The sequence below is a fragment of the Natronococcus sp. CG52 genome, assembly GCF_023913515.1.
GTDB classification, from domain to species: domain Archaea; phylum Halobacteriota; class Halobacteria; order Halobacteriales; family Natrialbaceae; genus Natronococcus; species Natronococcus zhouii.
The window spans coordinates 2,953,430-2,979,540 of the sequence record NZ_CP099391.1; the positions used below are offsets into that span (position 1 = coordinate 2,953,430).

Here is a 26,111-nt window from a genome sequence, read left to right on the forward strand (position 1 = left end):
GAAAGCGCGTATCGCGTCAGTGACCTGAACGGAGACGCTCGACTACGGCCAGAGGCCGCGCTTCTCCTTCGCCTCAGCGATCCGCGAGAGCGCGACGACGTAGGCCGCGTCGCGCCAGGAGAGCTCCTTCGCCTCGACCTCCGTCCGGACCTCCTCCCAGGCGTCGAGCATCTTCTCCTCGAGTTCCTCGTTGACCTCCTCGAGGCTCCACTTCCGGCGGTTGATGTCCTGGAGCCACTCGAAGTAGCTCACCGTCACCCCGCCGGCGTTGGCGAGGATGTCCGGAATCACGCGGACGCCGCGCTTCTCGAGGATCGTGTCGGCGGCGAACGTCGTCGGGCCGTTCGCGCCCTCGACGACGATCTCGGCCGCGATGCTGTCGGCGTTGTCCGCGGTAATGACGTTCCCGACCGCGGCGGGGATCAGCACGTCCACCTCGAGTTCGAGGATCTCCTCGTTGGTGAGGTGTTCCGGCGCGTCCTGCTCGAGGACTGCCTCGGGCTCCTCCTCGTGGGTCGGGATCGATCCGATGTCGAGTCCGTCCGGGTCGTAGATCGCGCCGTTGACGTCGCTGACGGCGACGACGGTCGCGCCCCACTCCTCGAGCAGGCGGGCGGCGTTCGCGCCGACGCTCCCGAATCCCTGGACGGCGACCGCGGTATCCTCGAGGTCACCGCCGTAGTAGTCGACGGCCTCGCGGGCGGCGATCGCCGTCGATCGACCGGGCGCTTCCTCGCGCCCGTAACTGCCGCCGATGACGGGCGGCTTCCCGGTGACGACGCCGGGGATCGTCTCGCCCTGTTGCATCGAGTAGGCGTCCATGAACCAGGCCATCGTCTGGGCGTCCGTCCCCATGTCGGGTGCCGCGACGTCCGTCGTCGGCCCGATGACGTAGCGCAACTCTTCGGCGAACCGGCGGGTGAGCCGCTCCCTCTCCTCGTCGCTCAGCGACTTGGGGTTGATGGAGATGCCGCCCTTCCCGCCGCCGAAGGGGAGGTCCATCACGGCGCACTTCCAGGTCATCCACATCGAGAGGCCGATACACTCGTCGGCGTTCACCTCGGGATGGTACCGGAGTCCGCCCTTGTACGGCCCGCGGACGTCGTCGTGCTGGGCGCGGTAGCCCGTGAAGACGTCGACGCTCCCGTCGTCGCGCTCGAGCGGGACCGATACCTGCTCGACCCGCGTCGGGTGTTTGAGCCGTTCGATGACTCCGTCGTCGACGTCGACGTGCGTTGCGGCGCGCTCGAGCTGCCGGCGGGCAGTGACGAGCGCCGAATCGAGTTCCTCGTCCGGCTCGGCTTCCTGCTGGGATGGTGGTGTACTCATCGAGAATTACGTAGTGAACAGTTTCCGCGGGAAGTCCGCAAGTGTTTCGGCTCCGTTGCTGGTGACGTGGAACGTCTCGCTGATCTCCATGCCGATCTCGTCCGTCCAGATGCCGGGGATCATGTGGAACGTCATGTCCTCCTCGAGCACCGTCTCGTCGCCGGGACGAATGCTCGCGGTGTGTTCGCCCCAGTCCGGCGGGTAGCCCAAACCCATCGAGTAGCCGATGCGGTCCTCCTTCTCGAGACCGTACTCTGCGATCTTATCGCGCCAGGCCTTCTCGACTGCCTCGCAGGTGACGCCGGGTTCGGCGACGTCGAGTGCAGCTTCGATTCCCTCGACGACGATGTCGGCGGTTCGCTCGAGTTCCGCGGGCGGATCGCCGACGAACGTCGTCCGGGCGAGCGGCGAGTGATACCTGTGACGGCAGCCGGAGAGTTCGATGATAACCGGATCGCCGTCCTCGAACGGGCGGTCGGTCCAGGTCAGGTGCGGCGTCCCGGTGTGGTCGCCGGAGGGCATCAGCGGGACGATCGACGGGTAGTCGCCGCCGAACTCGTCGGTGCCGCGGATCAGCCGCTCGTAGATCGCCGCCGCCGCCTCGTACTCGGGGACGCCCTCCTCGATCGCGTCGAGTCCCGCCTGCATCGCGTTCTCGGAGATCCGGGCCGCCTGGCGCATGTACTCGAGTTCTTGCTCGGACTTCTTGACGCGGACCCAGTTGACGAGCAGCGTCGTGTCCTCGAAGTCGGCCTCTGGAAGGTTCTCCTGAAGGCGCGTGTAGGATTTCGCGGTGAAGTAGGAGGCGTCCATCTCGAGCCCGATTCGGCCGCCGTCGACCTCGAGTTCCTCGAGCACGCCCGCGACGTAGTCCATCGGGTGGAGGTCGTACGGCGAGTGGACGTGATCGTCGCTGTAGGATCGAATGCTCCCCTCCGAGAGCCAGGTGGTCGCCCGCGCGCCGTTGGCGTCCATCTCGCGGCCAACCCAGACCGGTTCGTCGCGCTCGGGCGTGACCACGACGGCCTGGTGGACGTAGAACGACCAGCCGTCGTACCCCGCCAGGTAGTTCATGTTCGCCGGGTCGGAAACGACGATGGCGTCGAGTTCCTCCTCGCGAAGGCGCTCCTTCGTCCGCTCCAGCCGTCGTTCGTACTCTCGCTCGTCGAAGATATCCTGGGACATGATAACGGGTGCTGTATCCGGTAGGTTGCGCAGAAGCGCTAAAAGTTTTTCGTGTACAATGGTTACAGTAATTGTATACCTCGTGGAGGGGCCGGTCGGGCGCTGTAAATCGGCCCCCGCCGTCGATAGATCCGACGGCAGGAGAGTTACATAGCTCCGGACACCGTCTGATCACGTATGGCAGAGACCGAACTCGCGGACCGAGAGTGCGAGGCCTGTACCGGCGACGAGGATCCGCTCGAGGGCGAGGAACTGATCGACCTGTACGAGGAACTCGACCGCGACGTCTGGAAGGTGGTCGACGAACACCACCTCGAGGGCACCTACGAGTTCGAGGACTTCCGCGATGCGCTCGAGTTCACGAAGGCGGTCGGCGAACTGGCCGAGGAGGAGTGGCACCACCCCGACGTCCACCTCTCGTGGGGCGAGGTGGTGATCGAGATGTGGACGCACAAGATCGACGGCCTGCTGGAAGCGGACTTCGTCATGGCGGCCCGCATGGATCGGATTCACGAGGAGTACGAACCGGACGAGTAACCCGCGAACGGCGCGCGACTCGGCGTCGGAAACGGTTAGCGTGTGCGAATCGTTGCCCCGGTATGGGCATCGATGACACGCTATCGGCGCTCCCGGATCCCGGAGCCCACAGCTTTCCGGAGTACTCCCTCCCGCGCGGCGATCCGGTGATGCCGATCGCGCTCACCGGAGACGAACTGACGACGCTTCTGGACCTGTACGAAACTTTCGCGGCCGTCGACCCCACCGGGATCGATTCGAACCCGTTCCTCGAGGCGACGACCCGGTTCCTCGAGCAGACGTTCGGAACGCCGGTGTACCGGCCGGACGAGCAACTCGCCGACGACATCGCGGCGATGCTCAACGACTTCTCCGGCGACCTCGCCGGCGACTCACTGGGCGTCGTCGACGCGACGCCGAAACACCACAAGACGCTCTACTTCTTCCTGACCTCCTGTCGAGCCTACCGTTCGGCCGTTCACGTTCGGTTCGAGCCGGCTGAAGATGCGATCGACACGCTCTACCGGGTCTACGAGCGCGTCGTCGACCAGGAGATGTACCTCAAACGACCCCAGACCGTCCTCAAGTAGGAGCGAGCCACAGCCAGCCCTCCTCGACGTAGTCGGCGAGTTCCGGGTCGGCGTCTCGCCGGGTGCCGGCCGCTCGATCGAAGACGTCGGTCGCGCGGTCGGTCGCCCTCTCGAGGATCGCCTCCTCGTCGACGGTCCGGACCGCGCCGTCCTCGAGGACGATCTCCCCGTCGACGACGACGGTATACACGACGCCGGCGTTCGCCCCGTAACCGAGGTTCGGAACCGCCGTGTGCAGCGAAGCGCGTCACGCAGGGCGGCGGCGGAAGTTCCGCCTTCGGGAGTCGGTGTCGTCGGCTTTTCGAAGCGCGTTCCCAGAGGGCCTCCGGTGGCCGCTGTCCGCCAGTATCAGACGGTTTATTTCGATGGGGACCGCCACTCCCCACAATGGCGAACCAGGACCTCATCGACGCGCTGCGCGAGGCGGAGGCCGTCGAGTTCGGCAAATTCGAACTCTCCCACGGCGGCACGAGCGAGTACTACGTCGACAAGTACCTCTTCGAGACCGATCCCCGCTGTCTCGAGGCCATCGCCGACGCCTTCGCCGAGCGCGTCGATTCGGACGACAAACTCGGCGGCGTCGCCCTGGGCGGCGTTCCGCTCGCCGCCGCGACGAGCGTCGCCGCGGGCGTCCCCTACGTCATCGCGCGCAAGCAGCGCAAGGAGTACGGCACAGGTAACCTGGTCGAGGGCCGCCTCGAGGAGGGCGAGGAGGTCGTCGTCGTCGAGGACATCGTCACCACGGGGACGAGCCTGGTCGACGCCGTCGAGGCGCTGCGCGAGGCCGGCGCGACCGTCGAGCGCGCGCTGGTCGTCGTCGATCGACAGGAAGGAGGCCGGGAGAACGTCGAAGGCGCCGGCGTCGAGATGGAGGCGCTCGTGACCGCGGAAGAGCTGCTGGCCGACCGGGACTGACACGCGATCTCGATACGTGTGCGCTAAGCACCACGTAGCCGTCCGGACAGTCCCAACGGCCGCAGTACGCGTTTATACTCGGGGAAAGCGTACGGATAATCCGGGTGAGACAGATGTTGTTCGTAGTTACCATGCACCACAGCGCAGACAACTGCTGGGCCCGGTCGGAGAACGAAGAGAAGGCCGAAGAGTGGGTCGACGGAATGGGGGAGAAGGCCGAAGAGGAAGGTGTCGCGGTTCGGGGAGCGTACGTCACTCCGAACGAGCACGCGTTTTACTTCGTGCTCGAATCCGATACCTTCGAGGCGGTAACCGCTTTCCTCGGACCGCCGCTCCTCCAGGATCACGAGGCGCACGTCGCGCCCGTCATGCCGCTCGGCGACGCTCCGCAACTCCTCCTCGAGGAGTAACCGCCGATCACTCTTTACCGTCGGCTTCTTCGATCCTCGATACGCCCGCGTCGACGACACTCACGCGTTTCACGCTCGTCATCGAGCGCGACTTCGACGAAACGCTTCGAGAGGAAGGTCGCGGAGTCCCGCAACCGCCGTCGACCGGCGGCGAAGCGAGTTACTGCCCGTAGGACTCGAACTTTTCGAGCACCGCCTCCAGTTGCTCGTCGGTCAGCGTCCGCGGCTCGAGGCCGGCGGCCCGCGTCTCGAGGTACAATCGAGCCAGACTCTCGACGTGGTGGGTGTTCTCCAGCGCCGTCTCGAGGTCCGGCGCGGTGACGACGAGACCGTGGTTCTCGATGAACGAAGCGGTCGATCCGGCGTCCTCCATCGCCCGGACGATGTTCTCGGCCAACTGATCGGTGCCGTAGGGTGCGTACTCGGCGACCGGCACCCGCTTCCCGACCGCGACGATCATGTAGTGGATCGGCGGCAGCGACTGGCGGGCGACCGCCATCGCCGTCGACCACGGCGAGTGGGTGTGAACGATGGCGCCGACGTCCTCCCGTCGGTAGATGGCGCCGTGCATCGGCACCTCGCTACTGGGGGCCATCTCGCCGTCGCGCTGCTCGCCGTCGACGCCGACGATCGGCGTCTCCGCGACGTCGAAGCTGTCGTAGGGAACGCCCGTCGGCGTGATCGCGAACGCGTCGCCGTCCGTGCCGTCGCGGACGCTCAGGTTCCCCGTCCGCGCGGGGGTCAGTTCGGCCAGTTCTGAGGCGTACTCGACGACCTGTCGTCGCTCGGACTCGAGGATCACAGTACCACCTCCGTTAGGTCTTCGAACGCATCTATCCTGTGGTCGGGTTCGCGCCGTCCCTCGAGGGGCTCGTCCGGATCGGCGTTCCAGAGCACCGTCTCGAGACCGACGGCGTTGGCGCCGACGATGTCGGCTCCGACGTTGTCGCCGACCATCACCGCCTCCGACGCCCGTCGATCGAGTCGCGCCAGCGGCAGGGTGAACATGACCGAGCCCGGCTTCTCCCGGCCCGTCTCCTCGGACGTGAGCAGAAGATCGATGTAGGGCTCGAGCCCCAGTCGATCGACCTTCTCGAGCTGAATACGGGTCGTCAGGTTGGTCGTGATCGCGACGTCGATACCCTCCTCCTGCAGAGTCGCGAGCGTCTCCTCGACGCCGGGGAAGAGCTCCATCTCGCCGACGTAGGCCTCCCAGAACGCGTCGCCGAGCGCCAGGGCGTCGCCGGGCTTCGGTTCGCCCGCGTACTCCTCGAGCGCCCGCTTGAAGTACAGGAACCGCTCGTGGGTGGCCGCCGTCCCGGAGAGCTCCCGCTTTACCTCCCGGCGACCCGTCTGGTAGAACTCCTCGAACGCCTCCCGATCGAACCCGTACCCCAGGTCGCGAGCGGTTTCTCGACCCGCCTCGAGGCCCGCCTCCTTGCACGGCGGATACGGGTAGAGCGTGTCGTCGAAATCGAAGAGCACGGCGTTGATCGGCATACCGTGTCGTGCACCGTCGAGCGAAAAACGAGTATCGGTGCGCGGTCGTCCCCCTCGGAAGGTAGCGGGTGGATCCCCTCCGCTCACCCGGTTCGGGTCCACTCGTCGACGAGCCCCAACACGACGTAGACGAAAACGAGGACGACGCAGAGAACGGCGGCCCAGACGAGCGCGGAGAACGCCGTTTCGCCGAGCACCCCGGGCGCGACCGTCCATCCGCTCGCGGGTACCCCGTAGATCGACGGGTCGACGAGTGCGTTCATTCGTCCACCTCTCGACCGCCGTCAGCGACCGGATCGTCGAGTTGCCTGATCTCGCGATCGAGCGCGTCGAGATCGACCGCCGCGTCGGTCAGCGCGGTTGCTATCGCCGTCACGACCGCGGAGACGGCGGTCGCGCCGACGAACGCGGCGAGAAAGGACGGCTCCGGGAGAACGCTTCCGACGCCGGGGATCGCGCCGAGCGGTGCGCGCACCAGCGGGAAGAAGGCGATTCCGACGACGATGCCCGCGACGCTCGCGGCGATCGCACCCGGCCCGGAGAGTCGTTCGGTGTACAGTCCGGCGAGAAACGGAACGAAGACGGCCGCCGCGAGCAGGTCGGCGGTCAGGAACAGTTCGAGGACGCTGTACCCCTGCGCGCCGATAACCATCGCGCCGAGCGCGACCGCGATCGTCAGCCCTCGCCCGCCGAGCCAGAGCGTTCGCTGGTCGACGCCGTCGAACACCCGCGCCAGATCGGCGGTGACGACGCTCGCAATCGCGTTGAACATCGTGTCGGCGGAACTCATCACGAGCAACACGGCGAGCACGACCACGGCGAGCGTAACCCAGGTCGGGAACGCCTCCTCGAGCACCAGGAAGAACGCGACGCTCGCGGTTCCGGGCTCCGTCAGACCGAGCGCGGCGGCGGCGACGCCGAACAGCCCCGCCAGTAGAATCATCGGAACGACGACGACCGCGGCGACCGCGAAGCCGCGTCGGAGCGAGGACGTTCCGTCGGCCGCGTAGACCCGCTGCCACATCCCCTGGTTCAGCATGTTCGCCCCGAGAATGGCGAGAGCCACGTAGACGCCGAACTCGAGAGCGGGGCGAAACGTCGGATCGAGCAGCGTCGCGTCGGTCGCGACGGCGGCCGCGTGTATCTCGCCGGTACCGCCCAGCGCGAGGAGCGCGCCCGCGAAGCTGATCGCGAGCAGCGGGAGGATGACGAGGGTCTGGATGGTATCGGTGACGATGCTGGCGACGAGCCCTCCGTACGTCGTGTAGACGAGCGTGAAACTCCCGACGAGCAGTGCCGTCTGCCAGTGAGGGATATCCGCGACGAGCGCGAGCGCCCCGGCGATACCGGTCAACTCCGCGGTGAGGAAGATGAACATGTAGAAGACCGAGACCAGCAGGACGAACAGGTACATTCCGGCGCCGAAGCGCGCGTAGGCGAACTCCGTCAACGAGTGCCCCGACGGCATCACCGTTCGGATCCGTGCGCCGACCGGAACGAACAGGAGAAGGGGAACGGCGCTCCCGATCGCGTAGCCCAAAATTGCCCCGACACCGCCGAAGGCGGCCCCGGCCTCCGCGGGACTGAAGAGGATCCACGCGCCCATCATCGAAGCGATGACGGTGGCAGTGAGGGTCCCGTTGCCCGCCGTGTCGCGCGCGCTGATGAAGTCGTCGACCGATCGGACCCGTCCCCTGGCAGCGAGCAGTCCGACGACGGTGAACGCCGCGACCGTCGCGACGGTTATCCCGAGTGCGAGCGTCGAGGAGACCATTCACGACCCCCCCGCGTCGGTCGACTGCAGGTCGTACGCCTCGTCGAAGAACGCGGCCTCGAGGTCGACCGTCCGGCGGAACAGCCGTTCGACGCGAGCCTGCCGCCGCGGCGAGCAGTCCGGACCGACCGCGTCGAGCTGATCGCGAAGTTCGTCGACGAACGCGACGAACGACGGCACCGCGTGGAGGTCGATCCACTCGGCGTAGTAGAACGGCAGATTCGCACCGGCGCTCGGTCGTTCCCCGTTCGGATTTCCGTACCGGTCCGCGACCGCCGTCGCCCACTCGCGGTAGATCCACTCCGCGGGGACGAGCACGGCGAGCGTCTCGGCGTACCCGCCCTCGCGGGCGGCCCGGCCCAGCAAGTCGACGAGCGCCGCGGTCGTCGGCGAGCGGTCCGGATCGCGCCGCTGCGCCTCCGACACGTCCAGCGCGTCGAACGACCGCTCGACGTAGTCGTTCTCCTCGACGGTCACCGTCTCGAGGAACTCGATCAGCGGCCGTTTCGCGGCGACGTCGGGCGCCTGGCCGACCGCGAACCCGAACGCGCCGACGAGCGCGTCCAGGAAGGCCGAATCCTGAACGAGGTAGGTCGCGAACGCCTCCTCCTCGAGCGTTCCCGCACCCAGTTCCCGCGTAAACGGGTGGTCCACAGCGTCGGTCCACGCCGACTCCGACCGTTCGCGAAGCCAGGCGGTGAACCGCGGGTCGTCCGCTCCGTCGGCGTAGTCCGCGTACGACGCCGGGACGTCGCTCACAGCCCCCACCCCTCCTGCGTGTAGGCCATCTCCCAGAACCGGTACTCGAGTTTGGCGCTCGTCAGGAACGCCTCGCGCATCGCATCGTGTTCGCCGGGGTACCGCTCAGCGCACCGATCGACGAACTCCCGACACCACGCCGTCGCCTCGCGGAACTCCTCGCCGGTGTAGGTGTCGATGAACGGCGTGAACTCGTGGTCCTCCTCCGCGAGGTCGGCCGCGTGTTCGGCGACGTCGAGGTAGCCCTGCATGCACGGGTAGAGCGCCGCGGCGATCTCCGCGATCGATCCCTCGTGGGCCGTCCGCACGAGGAAGTTCGTGTACGCGACGCAGGTCGGCGCCTTCTCGACCGCCTCGAGTTCGTCCGGCGAGATACCGTACTTCGCGGCGAACTCCCGGTGAAGATCGAGCTCGTTGTCCAGCACCTGGTGGGCGACGCCCAGCAGGTGGGTCATCGTCTCCTCGTCGCGCGCCTTGCCGCCCGCGATCGCGAACAGGCGGGCGTAGTCGAGCAGGTATCGGTAATCCTGTTTCACCCAGTGTTCGAACGCGTCCTCGTCGAGCGTTCCCGCGGCGAGTTCGACGACGAACGGGTGCTCGAACTGTGCTTCCCAGACGTCTCGACCGTGCTCGAGGAGCTCCTCACTGAACGTCATCGCCCTCACTTGGGGAGGACCCGAGATATACGTGGCGAATACCACCAACTCATATCGCGGGCTGGTGGACGCTGTGGTCGACTCGGACGGCGAGGACCGTCGATCGGTCGTTCGAGACCGACCCTCAGCGACCGACCGCACCATCACAATGTTTTTATCCCGCTCGAGATAACTCGTAGTCACGATGGTAGGTGTCCGCTTTACAGGGGCTCTCGCCCGCTTCTAATCCACACCTACCGCTCGCTGTGCCGGTCCCGATCCGCCAGCGAGCGGCGTGCGCGGACGCCCGTCCGAACTTCTGTCCGAAGTTCCCACACCGATTACAGCCATGTCAGAACCAGATTCACAGCAGCGGATAGCGGTCGTACTGCCAGACGGATCCGAACTCGAGGTCGACACCGACGCGACGGTCGAAGACTGCGCCTACGAGATCGGTCCCGGCCTCGGAAGCGACACGGTCGCCGGAAAGCTCGACGGCGAACTCGTCGCCAAGGAAGCACCCGTCTACGACGGCGCGGAACTCGAGATCGTCACCGACGGCTCCGAGGAGTATCTCCGGGTTATGCGCCACTCCGCCTCGCACTGTCTCGCCCAGGCCGTCGAGCGCCGCTACGACGACGTCGACCTCGCGATCGGCCCGCCGACGGACGAGGGATTCTACTACGACTTCGACAACCTCGAGATCGACGAGGAGGATCTCGACGGCCTCGAGCGCGAGATCGAGGAGATCGTCGCGGAGGACTACGAGATCGAGCGCGAGGAGCTCTCCGTCGAGGAGGCCCGCGACCGGCTGGCCGACGAACCGTACAAGCTCGAGCTTCTCGAGGAACTCGCCGACGAGGACGAACAGGTCACCTTCTACAGCCAGGGGGAGTGGGAGGACCTCTGTGCCGGCCCGCACGTCGACTCGACGGGCGAGATCGGCGTCGTGAAACTGCTCGAGATCGCCGGCGCCTACTGGCGCGGCGACGAGGAGAACACGATGCAGACGCGGATCTACGGCACGGCCTTCGCCGAGGAGAGCGACCTCGAGGAGTTCCTCGAGCGCAAGCAGGAAGCCGAGAAGCGCGACCACCGCCGCATCGGCAACGAGATGGATCTCTTCTCGATCCAGGACGTGACGGGCCCCGGACTGCCGCTGTATCACCCGGCCGGGAAGACGGTGCTGAAGGAACTCGAGGACTTCGTCGAGAGCCTCAACCACGACGCGGGCTACGACTACGTCGAGACGCCCCACGTCTTCAAGACGGACCTCTGGCACCGCTCGGGCCACTACGAGAACTACGCCGACGACATGTTCATCTTCGACGTCGGGGACGACGAGTTCGGTCTGAAGCCGATGAACTGTCCCGGCCACGCCGCGATCTTCCAGGACCACTCCTGGAGCTACCGCGACCTGCCGATCCGCTACGCCGAGAACGGGAAGGTCTACCGCAAGGAACAGCGCGGCGAGCTCTCGGGACTCTCGCGGGTCTGGGCGTTCACGATCGACGACGGCCACCTGTTCATCCGGCCCGACCAGATCCAGAGCGAGGTCGAACAGATCATGGACATGATCACGGACGTGCTCGAGACGTTCGACCTCGAGTACGAAATGGCGCTGGCGACCCGACCCGAGAAGTCCGTCGGCAGCGACGAGATCTGGGAAAAAGCGGAGGAGCAACTCGAGAACGTCCTCGAAAAGCGCAACCTCGACTACGACCTCGAGGAGGGCGACGGCGCCTTCTACGGCCCGAAGATCGACTTCGCGTTCGAGGACGCCATCGGCCGCTCGTGGGACGGCCCCACCGTACAACTGGACTTCAACATGCCCCAGCGGTTCGACCTCGACTACGTCGGCGAGGACAACGAGGAGCACGAGCCGGTGATGATCCACCGCGCGCTGTACGGCAGTTACGAGCGGTTCTTCATGATGCTCATCGAGCACTACGAGGGCCGGTTCCCGCTGTGGCTCGCGCCCGAACAGCTCCGCGTGCTGCCGATCTCCGACGACAACCTGGGCTACGCCCACCGCGTCGCCAACGAGTTCGACGGGTTCCGCGTCGAGGTCGACGACCGCGACTCGACCCTCGAGCGCAAGATCCGCGCGGCCCACGACGACCGCGTCCCCTACCAGATCATCGTCGGGGACAACGAGGAAGAAGACGGGAACATCTCGGTGCGCGACCGCTTCGAGGATCAGGAGTACGACGTCGAGATCGAGGCGTTCCGCAACCACCTCGAGGCCGAACGCGACGAGAAGCGGACGGAACCGGACTTCCTGCAGGGCTGAGACGGGCGACGATCACTCCGTTCTGACTGCCTTTACCGTCCGTAACCCGACGAACCGCGGGACGCGCTCGGCGTAGCGTTCGTACGCCTCCCCGTACTGCTCGCGAAGCCACGGCTCTTCGGCGAGCGGAAGCGTCAGCCACCAGACGGCGTAGATCGCACAGAGCGCGGCGACCAGCGCCGAGTTCGCGAGCAGTGCGAAGCCGACGCTCGCGACGACGTAGCCGACGTACTGCGGATTCCGGGAGTACCGGTACCAGCCGCCGGTCCGCAACTCGCCGGTCAATCCTGCAGTCTCCTCGGTTCCCAGATCGAGCCCGGACGCGAGAGCCACGACGAATCCGGGAACGAACAGCGCCAGCCCCACGAACAGCGAGGAGGGCCGCGGCAGGCCGAGGCTGTTCCAGTCCACCAGCGCGACGACCAGCAGACTCACTGTAAACACCTGTGAGAGCGTCCACTGCGTGTAGAACCGCCAGTCCCGCTCGCCGGGCGGCCAGTAGTTCGCAGCGCCGACCGCGCTGGCGACCACGCCCACGAAGTTAGCGAGCAACGCACCGACGCCGACGGCGAACGCGACCGTCGACAGCGACTCGAGCGAACTCGACTCGATCATGGGCGACGGTTCCGCCGGGCACCCCCTCGGCGTTCTCGCGGACACGCTAGAGGATTTATAAGGGATCGAGAACCAGCCCCGGTATACGCCGATGAAGTATCTCGACCTGTGGCTCTCCCAGCCCGACTGGATGCTCCACCCGATGCAGCGATTTATCAGGGAGACGGAGGCGGTGCGGTACGAGGAGCTCCAGGCCTGGAACGTCGACGCTCGAGCGCCCGACCTCGAGTACGAACTGTTCTACGTCGAGGCCGACCGCGGGCCCTACGAGGCGGCGCTCGAGCGCGTCGACTCGGTCCGCTGGTACGATCTGACGCCGGTCGACGACGACGCCTTTTACCTCTACGTCTGCCAGGAAACCCGCGACGAGGACGTTCGCTGGCGGGAGGCGTTCGCCGCGCTGGACCTCGTCGTCGTCCCGCCGATCGTCTACGACGCCACCGCCGCCTTCTCGATGACCGTCGTCGGGACCGGCGAGAACCTCCAGGCGATGCTCGACGGTCTCCCCGACGAGATCGACGTCACCGTGCGGACGATCGGGGAGTACGACCGCCGACACGCGCCGCTCGTCGACGACCTCACCGATCGGCAACTCGAGGCCGTCGCGGCCGCGGTCGACGTCGGCTACTTCGAGGTCCCGCGCGAGGGCGGGGTCGACGAGGTCGCCGCCGAACTCGGCTGCGCCTCGAGTACGGCATCGACGTTGCTACAGAAGGCCCAGGCTCGAGTGATGCGGCGGCTGGTTCGGCGATACGGCCGAGAACGGGCGGCTCACGGCTCACCCGGCCGTTCTAACTGCTGAACGGTCGTCTCGCTCTCGAAACCCCATGTTCGTGATGTTCTCACACGCCCGAAGAGATCGAAATACCCATGGTTGCAGAATCGTGCATACCACTATGAACCGCGCCGAGAAGGCCGCCCTCCAGCTACGGGCGGTCGACGTCCTGCGGATGTTGAAGGAGACGCGAACGTACGACGAACTCGCCGACGAGACGGACCTGCCGGCCGGCGACCTCAACCGCTACGTCAACGGCCACGTCCTCCCCGGAACCGACCGGGCGGCGGAGGTCGTCGAGGAACTGGGACGAGACGCGCTCGCGGACGAACTCGACGCCAGGATCACCGTCGACGACGAAGGGTACGTCGACAACACGGCGACCGTCTTCGACCAGCCCTTCCTGGATCTCGTCGCCCCCGTCGTCGCCAACGCGTTCGACTTCGACCGACCCGACGTCGTCCTGACCGCCGCGACGGACGGCATCACGCTGGCCGGGTCGCTCGCGAGCTACTACGGCACTCGCTGCGCCTACGCGAAGAAGACCAAGGAGACCGCCGTCGAGGAGTTCATCGAGGCTCGCGAGCGGCTCCAGTCCGGCATCGAGATCACCTACTACCTGCCGGCCTCGGCGATCGATTCGGGCGAGTCGGTTCTCGTCGTCGACGACCTCATCCGCTCGGGGGAGACCCAGGAACTCCTGCTCGACATCGTCGAAACCGCCGACGCCGACGTCGCCGGGGTCTTCGCGCTCATCGCGGCCGGCGACGACGGCATCGAGCGCGCCCGCGAGCGAACGGACGCGCCGGTCGGCGCGCTCACGACGGTCTGACTCGCTACCCATCGCCGTCGCTGATACTGACGAACTCGAAGTCGCTCGAGCGATCGTCGAACCGGTCGAGTTCGAACGGCTCGGTGGGGACGGGCGGCTCCGTCTCGGTCACCAGCGCGCGGACGAGCGCCGCGGCGACGGGTGCGGTCATCACCCCGCGACCGTGGAAGCCGGTCGCGACCGCGAGGCCGTCGGGACCATCGTCCGGCGCGTCGACGATCGGTCTGGTGTCCGGAGTCGCGGCGTCGATTCCGGCCCAGTCGCCGCTGGTTCGTGCGCCGTCGAACCCCCGGAGAAACATCGGAACGAGGGTCGCGACGTGCTCGAGAAATTCCCGGTCCGCGTCCCCGCTGGCGGTCGCCGGCTCCTCCGCAGCGAACGACCAGCCGCCGACTAGCAGGTTCCCGTTCAGTTCCGGGCGGAAGTAGACGTGGTCGCCGGGGACCCAGCCCATGGGAAACGAGGACGCGATCGGGTCCTCCGGCTCGAGGACGACGCACTGCGTTCGATACGGACGGATCGGGAGCGCGAGGTGATCGCTAACGATCTCCGGGGTGTGCCAGCCCGCAGCGACGACGACGCGCTCGGCACGGACGACGCCGGTTTCGGTTTCGACGCTTGCGACCCGACCGTCGTCGACGCGGAGGCCGTCGACCGGCGTCCCCGTCCGTATCCGCGCACCATCCCTCTCGGCGTCCGCTGCGAGGCTCGTCGTCAGCGTGTACGGATCGAGGAAGCCGGTGTCGCCGTGACGGACCGCACCCGCGAAGGACTCGAGGTCCAGGCGGGGGTGACGCCGTTCCACGTCGGCAGGCTCGAGAAAGGCGACGTCGAACCCCTCCGAAGCGAGACGGTCGACTCGCCGGCGGACCGTCTCCTCGCGCGCCGGCGAGACGAGCTCGAAACTGTCGCGCTCGACGAACTCGACGTTACCGGTCCCGTCGTACTTCCGGAAGAACTCGTTTGCGTACTCGGCGATTCGCGGGTAGTCGGTGTACGAGGGCGTCATCGTGATCTCGCCCGCGGCGCGTGCGGTCGCCCCGCACGCGAGTGCGTCGCGCTCGAACAGGGTGACCTCGAGGCTCGGTGCGAGTTCCCGCGCGACCGCGCAGCCGACGACGCCGCCGCCGACGATCGCGACGTCACATCGCTCGTCGCTCATCGCTGTTCACCGAACCGTTTCCAGCCCGTCCTCGAGCGCGACGACCTCCTTCGCGCCGGTGTACGTGCACACGAGTTTGATCGCACCCTCGATGGCTTCGGTTCCGGAGTTACAGAAGAACGTCTTCTGCACGTCGTCCGGCGTGATCTCGGCGAGTCGCTCGGCGAGATCCGCTACCGGCCGGTTTCGGTAGACGTACGAGCAGGTGTAGACGAGTTCGTCGAATTGTCCCTTTACCGCGTCGACGGCGTCGGGATGGTTGTGACCGGCGTTGGTCACCGAGATGCCCGAGAAGCAGTCGAGGTACTCCTCTCCCTCGGCGGTCACCATCGTCGTCCACTCGGCACGATCGATCGCGAACGGATCGTACCCCTCGGCGATGGGCATCACGTACCCGTCGTACGTCGCGATCACGTCGTCGGACGGTCGATCCGTCGTGTCCTGGTTGGAAGTCATTGATAGCCGGGCTCAGTCGTCGTACGGGTGATCGACCTCGCGGAACGCCTCCTCGGCGACCTCCAGCGCGTGATCGATCTGCTCGTCGGTGTGGGTGTACGTCGTGAAGAAGCGCTCTCCTTGCATCGGATTGCCGAACAGAACGCCGCGGCCGGCGGCCTCGAACCACCAGTCGGCGAACTGCTCCTCGTTCGCCTTCCAGCTGTCGCGGTAGTAGTGGATGTCCGCGTCGGTCATGTAGACCTGCCCCATCGAGCCGACGTGCTGGACGTTCACCGGCAGGCCGACGTCGTCGGCGACCTCCTGCAGACCCGTAAAGAGGCGATCACCCAGGCGGTCGATGTGGTCGTAGACGTCCTCGCGCTCGAGGATCTCGAGCGTCTTCAGCCCGGCCGCCGCGGAGACGGGGTGGCCGTTGTAAGTGCCGCCGTGGAACGCGGAGGCGTGCCACTTCTCGTCTTCCTTCTTCTCCGGCGGTGCGATCTCCTGCATGATCTCGGCTTTCCCCCCGAAGCCGCCGGTCTGGTAGCCGCCGCCGGCGACCTTCGCGAAGGTGGTCATGTCGGGAGTGACGCCGAATCGTTCCTGGGCGCTCCCGAGTCCGAGTCGGAACCCGGTCATCACCTCGTCCCAGATGAGGACGATCCCGAGTTCGTCGGTGAGTTCCCGAAGGAACTCGTGGTAGCCGTCGCGCGGTTTGAGACAGCCACACGAGAACATCACCGGTTCGATGATGACCGCGGCGAGGTCGTCGGCCTGTTCGCGAAGGATCGCTTCGGTCGCCTCCTTGTCGTTGAACGGGAAGGCGACGACGGTGTCGCTCACGGCGTCTGGAATCCCGGTGCCGTAGGAGACGGTGTTGGGTCGATCGACCGGACCGAGCGCCTCCTCGCTGGCGTAGACGCTCTGGAGCGCGTAGTCGTGTGCGCCCGCGTATCCGCCCTCGGGCTTGGCGATCTTGTCCTTATCCGTGTACGAACGCGCGACCCGAAGCGCGTGCATCGTCGCTTCCGAGCCGCTGTTAGCGAGGCGAACCTGCTCGATGCTCGGCGTCAGCTCGGCGATCTTCTCCATGAACTCGATGGCGATCGGCTGTGGCGTCGCCGTCAGGTCGCAGGTGTCGACCTGAGCCTTCACCGCCTCGCGAACCTCCGGGTGGCCGTGCCCGAGGATGATCGGTCCCAGCGCCAGCAGGAAGTCGAGGTACTCGTTGTCGTCGATGTCGTAGACGTGCGATCCGCCCGCTTCGTCGACGTAGAAGGGGTACGGATCGAACGCCCGCACGTTCGACTCGACCCCTAGCGGCGTCACCGCCTTCGCGCGTTCGTGAAACTCTTCGCTCCTCGGCGTTCGCTCCCGGAGCAGTTCGGCGTGGTCGTACTCGTGTTCCTCGTCACCAAGGCTCATTGGCAGTACCGACGGGGAGGCAGTCAATAAATCTTTGGAGAACTCAACCCTACCCCGAAGTTAGTACGAAATTTTCCCGAATAAGGCGTAAATAAGATCACTCGAGTAGGGCGCGCTCGAGCGGTAACACCAGTCCCTTCAGACCGCCGCCGGCTTTTTTCGTCTCCCTGATCGACAGCTCCGTCACGTCGATTCCGCGGTCGTGCAGCGCCGATCGGACGGTCTGGTTGCCCGCCGGGAGCAGCACCGAGCCGGGCTCGACGACGATCGTGCTCGTCGCGCGGTTTCGCTGTTCGCGCATCGGGACTGGAACGACGTCGATTCTCCGATCGGCGAGCAACTCGAGGAACTCGTCGGGCACGGCCTCCGGGTACACCAGCGCGAGCTCGGGCGCGACCATCGAGAACACGAGCGCGAGGTGGGTCTGACCGGTACTCTCCGTACTCCCGAAAATCGGCACTTCGACGACGTCGATGTCGTAGGTCTCGAGCAGCGTGCGGACCTGCCGGATGCCTTCGGCGTTGGTCGTCCGGGAGCGTCCGATCGCGACGGTCTCTTCGTCGACCCAGACGACGTTTCCGGCCTCGAAACTGCCGGAGCCGTGCACCGAGTGGTAGATCGGGGTACCGAGTTCGACGCACCGCTCCGTGATACGGCGTTCCTCGCCGCGGCGCGTTTCCTCGACCATCTTCCCGATGCAGATTCCGCCCTCGACGGCGAAGGCGACGTCGCGGACGAACAACGACTCCGCGAGCTGTTCCGGGACGTCGCCGAGGTAGTGGACCTCGACCCCGCTGGCCTCGAGTTCGTCGACGAGCGCCTCGTGTTCCTCCGCGACTTTCTTCTGGCGGGGGAGCCCGTCCCAGTTCCACGCGTCGGGGTCAACGACCGTGTTGAACTCGGGGCCCGGCTCGTGGACGAGCACGCGCTCGAGCCGACCGACTTCCGAGCGAACGGAGGGGGAGAGGTTCCACATCTGGCTCATCGGTCGTCGTTCAAGTCCAGCGCGTGTTCTTCTTTGACGTTCCGGAGTGCGACGTCCGTCGACGTCTCGATGACGCCCTCGTAGCTCCCGATCTGTCGGAGCAGGTCGGTGAGTTCGTCTCGCTCGCTGACCCGCACTTTCAACTGCAGGTCGGCGTCGCCGGTGATCTCGTGAATCTCCTGGATCTCGGACTCCTCGACGAGCCGCTCCGCGACTTCCGAGAATCGTCCCGGCTCCGTACTGACGCGAACGAACGCGACGTGATTTATCCCGAGCAGTTCGGGATCGAGCACCGCCCGATACTCCCGGATGTATCCCTCCGACTCCAGTCGATTCGCGCGTTCGTGGATCGTCGCCGATCCCATGTCGAGACGTCGGGCGATCTCGGAGAGCGCCGTCCGTCCGTCGGCCTGTAGAATTTTCAGGATCTTCCGGTCTACCTCGTCGAGCTCCATACCGACCCCATTCGGCTCGCGCGTCCTGTGTGTTTTCATGTGTTGAAATTTTCCTGCTACCGCATTCTCGAGGGAGTAGTATAACGTTTGTCAAACGTGCAGCTGTGTGAAAATATTGTCGGAAAATCGCCCCCACTGCCAAAACTTATTTGACCCGCGGCGGAAGAGTGATCGAGAAAGACACCCATGGGAACTGAGCACAGTATCGATCGCGGCGAGTCGACGGCGGTCCACCGGGCAGTTCGGGCGGTTCGCCGGAATCGGTGGACTGGACTCATCGTGAATATCACGCCGAGCGCGTTCTGGTTGATCGTCTTCTTCCTGATCCCGCTGGGCGTGATGTTCTACTACAGTTTCGGCCAGCGCGGCGCGTTCGGAGAAGTTCTGCTGGGTGCGGAACATCTGGGACTCCAGCAGTACGAACTCTTCTTCGTGCCGCCGGACGCGTCGGTCCCGGAAGCGATCTGGTGGACGGTTGCCTGGATCATCGAGGGATTGACGCCGGTCGAACTCGGACTCGCGGCCGGCGAGCCGACGCCGTACGTCCAGCTGACGATCAAGAGCATCGGTTACGGGCTCCTCGCCACCCTCGTCTCGCTCGCCATCGGGTATCCGGTGGCGTACTACATCGCCCACGTAGCGCCCGCCCGGTACCAGAACCTGCTGTTGATCCTCGTGATTCTGCCGTTCTGGGCCTCGTTCCTCGTTCGCGTCTACGCGATACAGATCCTGCTGTCGCGAAACAGCATCCTCACGACCGCGCTCGGGATCCTGCCGTTTTACGAGACCGGACAGTCGTTGATGAACACCCAGTTCGCGGTGTTGCTAGGATTGACCTACATCTGGATTCCGTTCATGATCCTGCCCGTCTACGCCAGCATCGAACAGATCGACTTCACCCTCCAGGAGGCGGCGATGGACCTCGGCGCCGACCGGTTCGAGGCGTTTCGGCGCGTGATCTTTCCGTTGTCGATGCCCGGCGTCGTCGCCGGGAGTATTCTCGTCTTCATCCCGACGGCCGGAGCGTTCGTCATCCCGGAACTGCTCGGGGGGCCCCGCAGCCAGATGATCGGGAACTTCATCGCCAACCAGTTCGGTGCCGCCGGAAACTGGCCGCTCGGAGCCGCCGCGTCGTTCGTTCTCATGGGAATCATGCTCGCCGCGATCGGAATCTACCAGCGGTACGGGGAGAGTGATCTGGCATGAGTCTCGCCGACGACCCCTCGCTCTGGCAACGCGTGCGCCGGGTTCGATCCCGGATCTTCGAACACGGCACCGTGGTGCTCGCCTTCCAGGCGCTGCTCGTCTACCTGTTCCTGTACGTTCCGATCGCCGTCGTCATCGCGCTCTCGTTCAACGACTCGCGGTACGCCGTCGTCTGGCAAGGGTTCACGACGGAGTGGTACGAAGCCTTGCTCACCGGCGAGACCGTCGCCAGAGTGAATCCCGCCGCAGCGTTTCAGTCGCTCGTGTACTCTATCGAGATCGCCATCGTCACCGTACTGGTGAGCACTGTCTTCGGAACGATGCTGGCGTTCGCACTGGATCGGTACGAGTTCCCGGGTAAGGGGCTGTTCATCGGACTCGTCTATATGCCGATCATCATTCCGAGTATCGTGATGGGGATCTCGCTGCTGTTGTTCTTCAACATTATCGGAATGAGCCTCGGCATCGGGACCGCAATGATCGCACACATCGCGTTCGGCATCAGCTTCGTCGCGGTCGTGGTCGCCGCCAGGCTCCAGACGTTCGATCGAACGCTCGAGGAGGCGGCGAAGGACCTCGGCGCGAACGAACTGGAGACGTTCCGGTACGTCACCTTCCCCCTGATCAAACCCGGCATAATCGCCGGTGCACTGCTCGCGTTCGCGATGAGCTTCGACGACTTCGTCGTGACGTTTTTCGTCATCGGACGGGAGAACACGCTTCCAATTTTCTTCTTCGCGATGGTCAGACAGGGCATCTCACCGGGTGTCAACGTCATCGCGTCGCTCATTATCGTCGCGACGCTCCTTCTCGTCGCGCTCGCGCAGTGGATCGAGGGCCCGATATGGTAACATAAATTCTTAGACTCCTCGAAGCTTTCACCATAATATTCCTCAGTAAGGCCCGATTTTGCCGAAAGGAATAAGGTTGGGAGTGATGAACACGCATAGTATGCACCGAGATAGACGGACCGTTTTGAAATCTACCGGAGCACTCGCGACGGTCGGACTCACCGGTCTCGCCGGCTGCCTCGGGGGCGACGACGACGAAACGGGCGGTACCGACGTCGATACCGACGAACTCGAGGACAGTCTGAGCGTCTTTCAGTGGGGGGACTACTGGCCCGACGGCTTCGTCCAGTCGTTCGAGGACGAACACGACGTCGACGTCAGCGTTTCGAACTTCGCGTCGAACGAGGAGATGTTCAACAGCCTGCAAGCGGGTGGCACCGACCAGTACGACCTCATTTTCCCGAGCGACTACATGGTCAACGTCCTCCACGAACAGGACATGATCCAGCCGCTCGACCTCGACGCGATTCCGAACTTCGAGAACCTCTCGGAGATGTTCCGGGACGCGCCGTACGATCCGGGGGAAGAGCGACACTCCGCACCGTACCAGTGGGGGACCTCCGGTATCGGCTGGAACGAGAACATGATCGGCGAGGTCGACATTACCTCCTGGGACGCCCTCTGGGACGAGGAGTGGGCTGGCCAGATCACGATGCTCAACGATATGCGCGAGACGATCGGCGCTGCGCTCAAGCGACTGGGGTACTCGTTGAACACGACCGACGAGGGGGAGATCGAGGAGGCCAAAGAGCTCCTCATCGAGCAGAAAGACCTCCTTCGGACGTACGACTCGAGCAACTTCGAGACGAACCTGGTCAACGAGCAGAACAGTCCCGTCCACGCCTGGTCCGGCGGCGTCTTCGCCGCACTCTGGGAGACGTACGACGAGGACGAGGACTACTCTCCGATCAACTACGCCATCCCCGAAGAGGGAAGCGTCGTCTGGGTCGACACGGCTGCCGTCACGGCAGAGGCTCAGCACCCGAACGCCGCCCACGCGTTCATCGACTACTTCCTCGACGCCGAGAACGGCGCCGAGATCACCAACTACACCTACTACGGAAGCCCGAACGAGGCCGCCGAGGAACACATCGCCGACGAGATCCTCGAGGACGAAGCGATCTACCCGGACGACGAGACGATGGAGAACCTCGAGTTCATCGAGAACATCGGCGAGGCGACGCAAACGTACGACCAGGCGTGGACCGAAATCCAAAACGCGTGAACGAATGAGTCAGTACGACGTTCAGCTGGTGGATATCACGAAACGGTTCGACGACGTCGTCGCCGTGGACGACGTCTCCCTGGAGATCGAACGGGGCGAGTTTCTCACGCTACTCGGCCCGAGCGGCTGCGGAAAGACGACGACGTTGCGCTGCATCGCGGGATTCGAGACGCCGACAGAGGGCGACGTGTACGTCCGCGACGAGCGCGTCAACGGGGTGCCACCGTTCGAACGCGATACGAGCATGGTGTTTCAGTCCTACGCACTGTTCCCACACATGACCGTCGGCGAAAACGTCGCGTTCGGCCTCGAGCGACGGGGCGTCCCGGACGAACGCGCCACCGACGGAGGGACGGTCAGCGCCTCCGGCGGGCTTCGCGAGTCCCTCCAGGGGCTGATCGGCCGGCAGGGTCGCGAAGAGATCGACGCGCGCGTAGCGAAGGTACTCGACCTCGTCGAGATGCCGGGATACGAGGACCGCGCGATCTCCGAACTCTCGGGCGGCCAGCAACAGCGGGTGGCGCTCGCCAGGGCGATCGTGACCGAACCGGCCGTACTGTTGCTCGACGAGCCGCTCGGCGCCCTCGACCTCAAACTGCGCAAGAACATGCAGGTCGAGCTGAAGAACCTCCAGGAGGACCTCGGCATCACGTTCGTCTACGTTACGCACGACCAGGAGGAGGCGCTGACGATGAGCGACCAGATCGCGGTGATGAACGACGGCCACGTCGAACAGCTCGGCACCGCGACGGAGATATACGAACAACCCGAGACGGAGTTCGTCGCCGACTTCATCGGCGAGACGAACCTCGTCCGGGGCAGCTACGTCGAGACCGACGACGGCGCGGTACTCGAGGCGAACGGTCTCTCCTTTGCCGTCTCTCGCGACGCGGAAGCGGCGGCGTCGAACGGTGCCTCGTTCGCGATCCGCCCGGAGAAGATCCGTCTCGGCGACGACGCCCGCGGGCAGGACAACGAGTTCGAGGGCGAAGTGATCGAAGAGATCTACAAGGGGAACCTCGGAAAGTTCGTCGTCCGTCTCGAGAACGGCCAGCGACTCACGATCGACATGCAGATCCGCGACCAGGGGGCCTACCGGTCGACCGGAGAGACGATCCGCGTCGGCTGGTCCCGGGAGAACGCGGTCGTCCTGACGGAGTAATTCGACGCGCTTTGGTATCCATGAGCTCAGACACGTACGACGATACGATCGAACGGAACCACGACCGAGCGATCGACGACGCGAACGCGGATCGAACGTTCGAGTCGTGGATCGACGGCGAATCAGCACCCGCAACGAGCGGCGAACGGATCGACGTGCGGGATCCAGCGGTCGACGAACCGATCACGCAGGTTCCCCGCGGCGACGACGCGGACGTCGACGCCGCGATCACCGCCGCTCGAGAAGCGTTCGACGACGAGTGGCGCGAGACGACGGCGAGCGACCGGGCCGGCCGGCTCCGCGCGTGGGTCGACCGGATGCGCGAGCACGTCGACGAACTCGCCCTCCTCGAGAGCCTCGAGGTCGGAAAGCCCCTCGCACACGCGAAGGCTGACGTCGAGAACGGCTTCGGTTTCTTCGAGTACTACGCCAGGGTGGCCGTCGCCGAGGAGGGGACCCACGTCCCGACGGGGGCGGAGACCCACGCCTACGTCCGACGTGAGCCCTACGGTGTCGCCGGCCAGATCCTGCCGTGGAACTATCCCATCCTGCTGATGGCCTGGAAGGTCGGTGCGGCGCTGGCCGCGGGGAACGCGAGCGTCGTCAAACCCTCGGAGGAGGCGCCGCTGGCCGTTATCCGTGCCGCACAGCTCTCCGAAGGGATCCTCCCTGACGGCGTGTTGAACGTCGTTCCGGGCTACGGCGAGGAGGCCGGCGAGGCGCTGACGACCCACCGGGAGGTCGACAAGCTCTCGTTTACGGGTTCGGTACCCGTCGGCCAGAAAATTATGCGCTCGGCCGCCGAGACGGTTTCGCCCGTCACGCTCGAACTCGGCGGTAAGAACCCCTTCATCGTCTTCCCCGACGCCGACCTCGAGGCCGCTGCCGCGTCGGCGGCGGCCGGAGGATTGTACAACGTCGGCCAGTCCTGCGACTCCGCGTCACGGCTGATCGTCCACGAATCAGTCAAAGCGGAGTTCGTCGACCACCTGCTTGCCGAGTACGAGGGGTACGACCCCGGCGATCCGCTCGCCGAGGGGACGACGCTCGGCGCACTCTGCTTCGAGGGACAGCTCGAGAAGGTCGAAAGCTACGTCGAACTCGGCAGGGACGAGGGTGCGGCCGTGCTGACGGGGGGCGAACGGGTGAACGAGGATCTGGCGAGCGGGCTCTTCTACGAGCCGACGGTCTTCGACGACGTGACGCCGGACATGCGCCTCGCCCAGGAGGAAATCTTCGGACCGGTCCAGATGCTACTGACGTTCGAAACGTACGAGGAGGCGATCGAGATCGCCAACGGCGTCGACTACGGACTCGTCGCGGCCGTCGCGACCAGCGACGCTTCGCTCGGCCACCGCGCAGCGGCAGACGTCCAGGCGGGCAGCGTCTGGGTCAACCAGTACTTCGGGACGGTTCCCGGGACGCCGTTCGGCGGTTACAAACGCTCCGGCGTCGGACGCGAGTGCGCCGCCGAGACGATCGGCGAGTACACCCAGAGCAAAGCAGTCAGCGTCGCTCTCGAGGAGCCCGACCTGTAGAAGAACGTTTCTCTCTCGACCCGGCTGCTGCCGAAAGAATTACGGATATTATCCAAAATTCAGAAAGATTTTTCATACGTCCCGGTCTACGTCGTGTGAGGTCATATCTCATGCGACAGCTGTACATCGACGGCGAATGGATCGACGCGGACGCCTCGACGGGCATCGACGTCGAGTCGCCGGTCGACGGAGAGGTGATCGATACCGTGCCGGCGGCGTCCGAGAGCGACGTGCGGAAGGCGGTCGAGGCCGCCCGGCGCGCACAGCGGGAACTCGAGGAGATGACCGCCTTCGAGCGGGCGGCGGTCCTCGACGAGGTAACCGACTACTTCGTCGAACACGAAGACGAGATCGCGGAGCTGATCACCCGCGAGGAGGGGAAGCCGCTCCACGAGTCCTACGACGAGACGGAGTACGTCATCGAGTCCAGCGACGACTACGCCCACGACGCCATCCGGCTTTTCGGCGACGTCGTTCCCTCGGAGTTCAGGGGCCGGTTCGCCTACACGCAGCGAGAACCCTACGGGCCGTGTGCGGTCATCAGCCCGTGGAACTTCCCGCTCGAGGTACCTGGCGGCTCGATCTACTCGGCCATCGCGACGGGCAACCCCGTCGTCTTCAAGCCGGCGGAGGAGACGCCGCTGACCGCCTACCACATCGCGAAGGCGTTCGAGCAGTCGAGCCTGCCGGACGGCGCGTTCAACCTGCTGACCGGCGCGGGTGAGACGGGTCAGTCCCTCGTGGAACACCGCGATATTCGGCTCATCGCCTTCACGGGGAGCACCGAGGTCGGCCAGGAGATCGCGAAGACGGCCGCCGACCGGAACGCGCAGTGTCTACTCGAGATGGGCGGCAAGGACCCGATCCTCGTCTTGGACGACGCGGACGTCGACCACGCCGCCGACAGCATCGTCGCCGGCTCGAACTGGAATGCCGGCCAGGTCTGCTGTGGGACCGAACGCGTCATCACGACCGAGGGCGTCCACGACGAACTCGTCGATGCCGTCGTCGAACGAACCGAGGATCTCGCGCTCGGTGATCCGTTCGAGGAGGGCACCGACGTCGGTCCGATGGTCTCCGAACGCATCCAGTCGAAGGTCGTCGAACACGTCGACGACGCGGTCGATCAGGGGGCGACGCTGCGGACCGGCGGGGACACCGACGGCCTGTTCTTCGACCCGGCGGTCGTCGACGACGTCTCCGAGGAGATGGCTATCGCGAGGGAGGAAACGTTCGGTCCCGTCACGCCGATCGTCCGCGCCGAGAGCTACGACGATGCGATCGAGATCGCCAACCGCTCGCAGTACGGGCTCCAGGCTGCGATCTTCACCGATTCGCTCGAGCGCGCCCACGACGCCGCCAACCGCCTGAAGGCCGGCGGCGTCTTCATCAACGAGAGCAACAACTACTGGGAGCGGTTGCTGCCGTTCGGCGGCTACGGCGAATCCGGTTCCGGGGGCCGCTACGGCAGCAAGTGGCACCTCGAGGCGATGACCCAGGTGAAGGCAGTGATGATGAACTACAGGGACTACTGAG

At 65.5% G+C, this 26,111-nt stretch carries 28 protein-coding genes; 13 read left to right on the forward strand and 15 right to left on the reverse strand.

Annotation, left to right across the window (positions count from 1 at the left end; all coding sequences use genetic code 11):
* Nucleotides 1–42 precede the first annotated feature (42 nt).
* Together gdhB and NED97_RS14825 are read right to left on the reverse strand one after the other, a co-directional pair.
* Nucleotides 43–1,329: a glutamate dehydrogenase GdhB gene (gene gdhB, locus NED97_RS14820; RefSeq protein WP_252487793.1), complete on the reverse strand. Its 1,287-nt coding sequence runs from the start codon at nucleotides 1,327–1,329 to the stop codon at nucleotides 43–45.
* A 6-nt stretch (nucleotides 1,330–1,335) separates the two neighbouring features.
* Nucleotides 1,336–2,514, reverse strand: coding sequence for a M24 family metallopeptidase (locus NED97_RS14825; RefSeq protein WP_252487794.1), 1,179 nt, complete (start codon nucleotides 2,512–2,514; stop codon nucleotides 1,336–1,338).
* A gap of 177 nt (nucleotides 2,515–2,691) precedes the next feature.
* On the opposite strand from NED97_RS14825, the gene NED97_RS14830 reads away from it, so the two are divergent.
* Both NED97_RS14830 and NED97_RS14835 read left to right on the forward strand, forming a co-directional pair.
* Nucleotides 2,692–3,051 (forward strand): 4a-hydroxytetrahydrobiopterin dehydratase, encoded by a 360-nt coding sequence (locus NED97_RS14830; RefSeq protein WP_252487795.1) that lies wholly within the window; start codon nucleotides 2,692–2,694, stop codon nucleotides 3,049–3,051.
* A 62-nt stretch (nucleotides 3,052–3,113) separates the two neighbouring features.
* Complete coding sequence (locus NED97_RS14835; RefSeq protein ID WP_252487796.1) at nucleotides 3,114–3,620, forward strand: hypothetical protein; 507 nt, start codon at nucleotides 3,114–3,116, stop codon at nucleotides 3,618–3,620.
* Here the strand turns inward: NED97_RS14835 and NED97_RS14840 are convergent.
* Nucleotides 3,613–3,810 carry a hypothetical protein gene (locus tag NED97_RS14840; protein ID WP_252487797.1) on the reverse strand — a complete coding sequence of 66 codons (198 nt, stop codon included), beginning with the start codon at nucleotides 3,808–3,810 and terminating at the stop codon, nucleotides 3,613–3,615. The genes NED97_RS14835 and NED97_RS14840 overlap by 8 nt on opposite strands.
* A 197-nt stretch (nucleotides 3,811–4,007) precedes the next feature.
* Between NED97_RS14840 and pyrE the strand changes: the two genes are divergently transcribed.
* Nucleotides 4,008–4,535: an orotate phosphoribosyltransferase gene (gene pyrE / locus NED97_RS14845; RefSeq protein WP_252487798.1), complete on the forward strand. Its 528-nt coding sequence runs from the start codon at nucleotides 4,008–4,010 to the stop codon at nucleotides 4,533–4,535.
* 131 nt (nucleotides 4,536–4,666) lie between these two features.
* Complete coding sequence (locus tag NED97_RS14850) at nucleotides 4,667–4,945, forward strand: DUF3303 domain-containing protein (RefSeq protein WP_252487799.1); 279 nt, start codon at nucleotides 4,667–4,669, stop codon at nucleotides 4,943–4,945.
* A gap of 160 nt (nucleotides 4,946–5,105) precedes the next feature.
* Here the strand turns inward: NED97_RS14850 and NED97_RS14855 are convergent, their stop codons facing one another.
* The 6 genes from NED97_RS14855 to tenA all read right to left on the reverse strand — a co-directional run bounded on the left by NED97_RS14855 (nucleotide 5,106) and on the right by tenA (nucleotide 9,634).
* Complete coding sequence (locus NED97_RS14855) at nucleotides 5,106–5,747, reverse strand: class II aldolase/adducin family protein (RefSeq protein ID WP_252487800.1); 642 nt, start codon at nucleotides 5,745–5,747, stop codon at nucleotides 5,106–5,108.
* Nucleotides 5,744–6,445 carry an HAD family hydrolase gene (locus NED97_RS14860; protein ID WP_252487801.1) on the reverse strand — a complete coding sequence of 234 codons (702 nt, stop codon included), beginning with the start codon at nucleotides 6,443–6,445 and terminating at the stop codon, nucleotides 5,744–5,746. Before NED97_RS14860 ends, NED97_RS14855 begins: the two co-directional genes overlap by 4 nt.
* 83 nt (nucleotides 6,446–6,528) lie before the next feature.
* Nucleotides 6,529–6,708 (reverse strand): hypothetical protein, encoded by a 180-nt coding sequence (locus NED97_RS14865; protein ID WP_252487802.1) that lies wholly within the window; start codon nucleotides 6,706–6,708, stop codon nucleotides 6,529–6,531.
* Nucleotides 6,705–8,219 (reverse strand): sodium:solute symporter family transporter, encoded by a 1,515-nt coding sequence (locus tag NED97_RS14870; protein WP_252487803.1) that lies wholly within the window; start codon nucleotides 8,217–8,219, stop codon nucleotides 6,705–6,707. The genes NED97_RS14865 and NED97_RS14870 overlap by 4 nt, the downstream gene beginning before the upstream one ends.
* Nucleotides 8,220–8,978 carry a TenA family protein gene (locus NED97_RS14875; RefSeq protein ID WP_252487804.1) on the reverse strand — a complete coding sequence of 253 codons (759 nt, stop codon included), beginning with the start codon at nucleotides 8,976–8,978 and terminating at the stop codon, nucleotides 8,220–8,222.
* Nucleotides 8,975–9,634, reverse strand: a complete 660-nt coding sequence (tenA, locus tag NED97_RS14880; protein ID WP_252487805.1) for a thiaminase II — start codon at nucleotides 9,632–9,634, stop codon at nucleotides 8,975–8,977. The genes NED97_RS14875 and tenA overlap by 4 nt, the downstream gene beginning before the upstream one ends.
* A 328-nt stretch (nucleotides 9,635–9,962) precedes the next feature.
* Here tenA and thrS point away from each other — a divergent pair, with 328 nt between their 5' ends.
* Nucleotides 9,963–11,906, forward strand: coding sequence for a threonine--tRNA ligase (thrS, locus tag NED97_RS14885; protein WP_252487806.1), 1,944 nt, complete (start codon nucleotides 9,963–9,965; stop codon nucleotides 11,904–11,906).
* Nucleotides 11,907–11,918: 12 nt separating this feature from the next.
* Here the strand turns inward: thrS and NED97_RS14890 are convergent, their stop codons facing one another.
* Nucleotides 11,919–12,521, reverse strand: a complete 603-nt coding sequence (locus NED97_RS14890; RefSeq protein ID WP_252487807.1) for a methyltransferase family protein — start codon at nucleotides 12,519–12,521, stop codon at nucleotides 11,919–11,921.
* A 91-nt stretch (nucleotides 12,522–12,612) separates the two neighbouring features.
* Here NED97_RS14890 and NED97_RS14895 point away from each other — a divergent pair, with 91 nt between their 5' ends.
* Both NED97_RS14895 and NED97_RS14900 read left to right on the forward strand, forming a co-directional pair.
* On the forward strand, nucleotides 12,613–13,323 hold the full coding sequence (locus tag NED97_RS14895; RefSeq protein WP_252487808.1) for a helix-turn-helix domain-containing protein: 711 nt from the start codon (nucleotides 12,613–12,615) through the stop codon (nucleotides 13,321–13,323).
* Between the two features lie 94 nt (nucleotides 13,324–13,417).
* Complete coding sequence (locus tag NED97_RS14900; protein WP_252487809.1) at nucleotides 13,418–14,128, forward strand: phosphoribosyltransferase family protein; 711 nt, start codon at nucleotides 13,418–13,420, stop codon at nucleotides 14,126–14,128.
* 4 nt (nucleotides 14,129–14,132) lie between these two features.
* Here the strand turns inward: NED97_RS14900 and NED97_RS14905 are convergent, their stop codons facing one another.
* From NED97_RS14905 to NED97_RS14925, 5 genes are all read right to left on the reverse strand, one after another.
* On the reverse strand, nucleotides 14,133–15,290 hold the full coding sequence (locus NED97_RS14905; protein ID WP_252487810.1) for an NAD(P)/FAD-dependent oxidoreductase: 1,158 nt from the start codon (nucleotides 15,288–15,290) through the stop codon (nucleotides 14,133–14,135).
* 6 nt (nucleotides 15,291–15,296) lie between these two features.
* Nucleotides 15,297–15,746: an aminotransferase class III-fold pyridoxal phosphate-dependent enzyme gene (locus NED97_RS14910; protein WP_252487811.1), complete on the reverse strand. Its 450-nt coding sequence runs from the start codon at nucleotides 15,744–15,746 to the stop codon at nucleotides 15,297–15,299.
* A 12-nt stretch (nucleotides 15,747–15,758) separates the two neighbouring features.
* A complete protein-coding gene (locus NED97_RS14915) occupies nucleotides 15,759–17,153 on the reverse strand; it encodes an aspartate aminotransferase family protein (RefSeq protein ID WP_252487812.1) in 1,395 nt (464 codons plus the stop codon).
* 97 nt (nucleotides 17,154–17,250) lie between these two features.
* Nucleotides 17,251–18,138, reverse strand: coding sequence for a dimethylarginine dimethylaminohydrolase family protein (locus tag NED97_RS14920; protein ID WP_252487813.1), 888 nt, complete (start codon nucleotides 18,136–18,138; stop codon nucleotides 17,251–17,253).
* On the reverse strand, nucleotides 18,135–18,593 hold the full coding sequence (locus NED97_RS14925) for an Lrp/AsnC family transcriptional regulator (RefSeq protein ID WP_252487814.1): 459 nt from the start codon (nucleotides 18,591–18,593) through the stop codon (nucleotides 18,135–18,137). Before NED97_RS14925 ends, NED97_RS14920 begins: the two co-directional genes overlap by 4 nt.
* Before the next feature lie 186 nt (nucleotides 18,594–18,779).
* Here NED97_RS14925 and NED97_RS14930 point away from each other — a divergent pair, with 186 nt between their 5' ends.
* From NED97_RS14930 to NED97_RS14955, 6 genes are all read left to right on the forward strand, one after another.
* Complete coding sequence (locus NED97_RS14930) at nucleotides 18,780–19,799, forward strand: ABC transporter permease (protein ID WP_252487815.1); 1,020 nt, start codon at nucleotides 18,780–18,782, stop codon at nucleotides 19,797–19,799.
* The gene (locus tag NED97_RS14935) at nucleotides 19,796–20,650 is read left to right on the forward strand and encodes an ABC transporter permease (protein ID WP_252487816.1); all 855 of its coding nucleotides are present in this window, start codon (nucleotides 19,796–19,798) and stop codon (nucleotides 20,648–20,650) included. Before NED97_RS14930 ends, NED97_RS14935 begins: the two co-directional genes overlap by 4 nt.
* Before the next feature lie 124 nt (nucleotides 20,651–20,774).
* Entirely contained in the window at nucleotides 20,775–21,875 is a 1,101-nt protein-coding gene (locus tag NED97_RS14940; protein WP_252487817.1) for a polyamine ABC transporter substrate-binding protein, read from the forward strand.
* Nucleotides 21,876–21,879: 4 nt separating this feature from the next.
* Nucleotides 21,880–23,037: an ABC transporter ATP-binding protein gene (locus NED97_RS14945; RefSeq protein ID WP_252487818.1), complete on the forward strand. Its 1,158-nt coding sequence runs from the start codon at nucleotides 21,880–21,882 to the stop codon at nucleotides 23,035–23,037.
* Between the two features lie 20 nt (nucleotides 23,038–23,057).
* On the forward strand, nucleotides 23,058–24,575 hold the full coding sequence (locus NED97_RS14950; RefSeq protein ID WP_252487819.1) for an aldehyde dehydrogenase family protein: 1,518 nt from the start codon (nucleotides 23,058–23,060) through the stop codon (nucleotides 24,573–24,575).
* 110 nt (nucleotides 24,576–24,685) lie between these two features.
* Nucleotides 24,686–26,110, forward strand: a complete 1,425-nt coding sequence (locus NED97_RS14955; RefSeq protein ID WP_252487820.1) for an aldehyde dehydrogenase family protein — start codon at nucleotides 24,686–24,688, stop codon at nucleotides 26,108–26,110.
* Nucleotide 26,111: the final 1 nt, after the last annotated feature.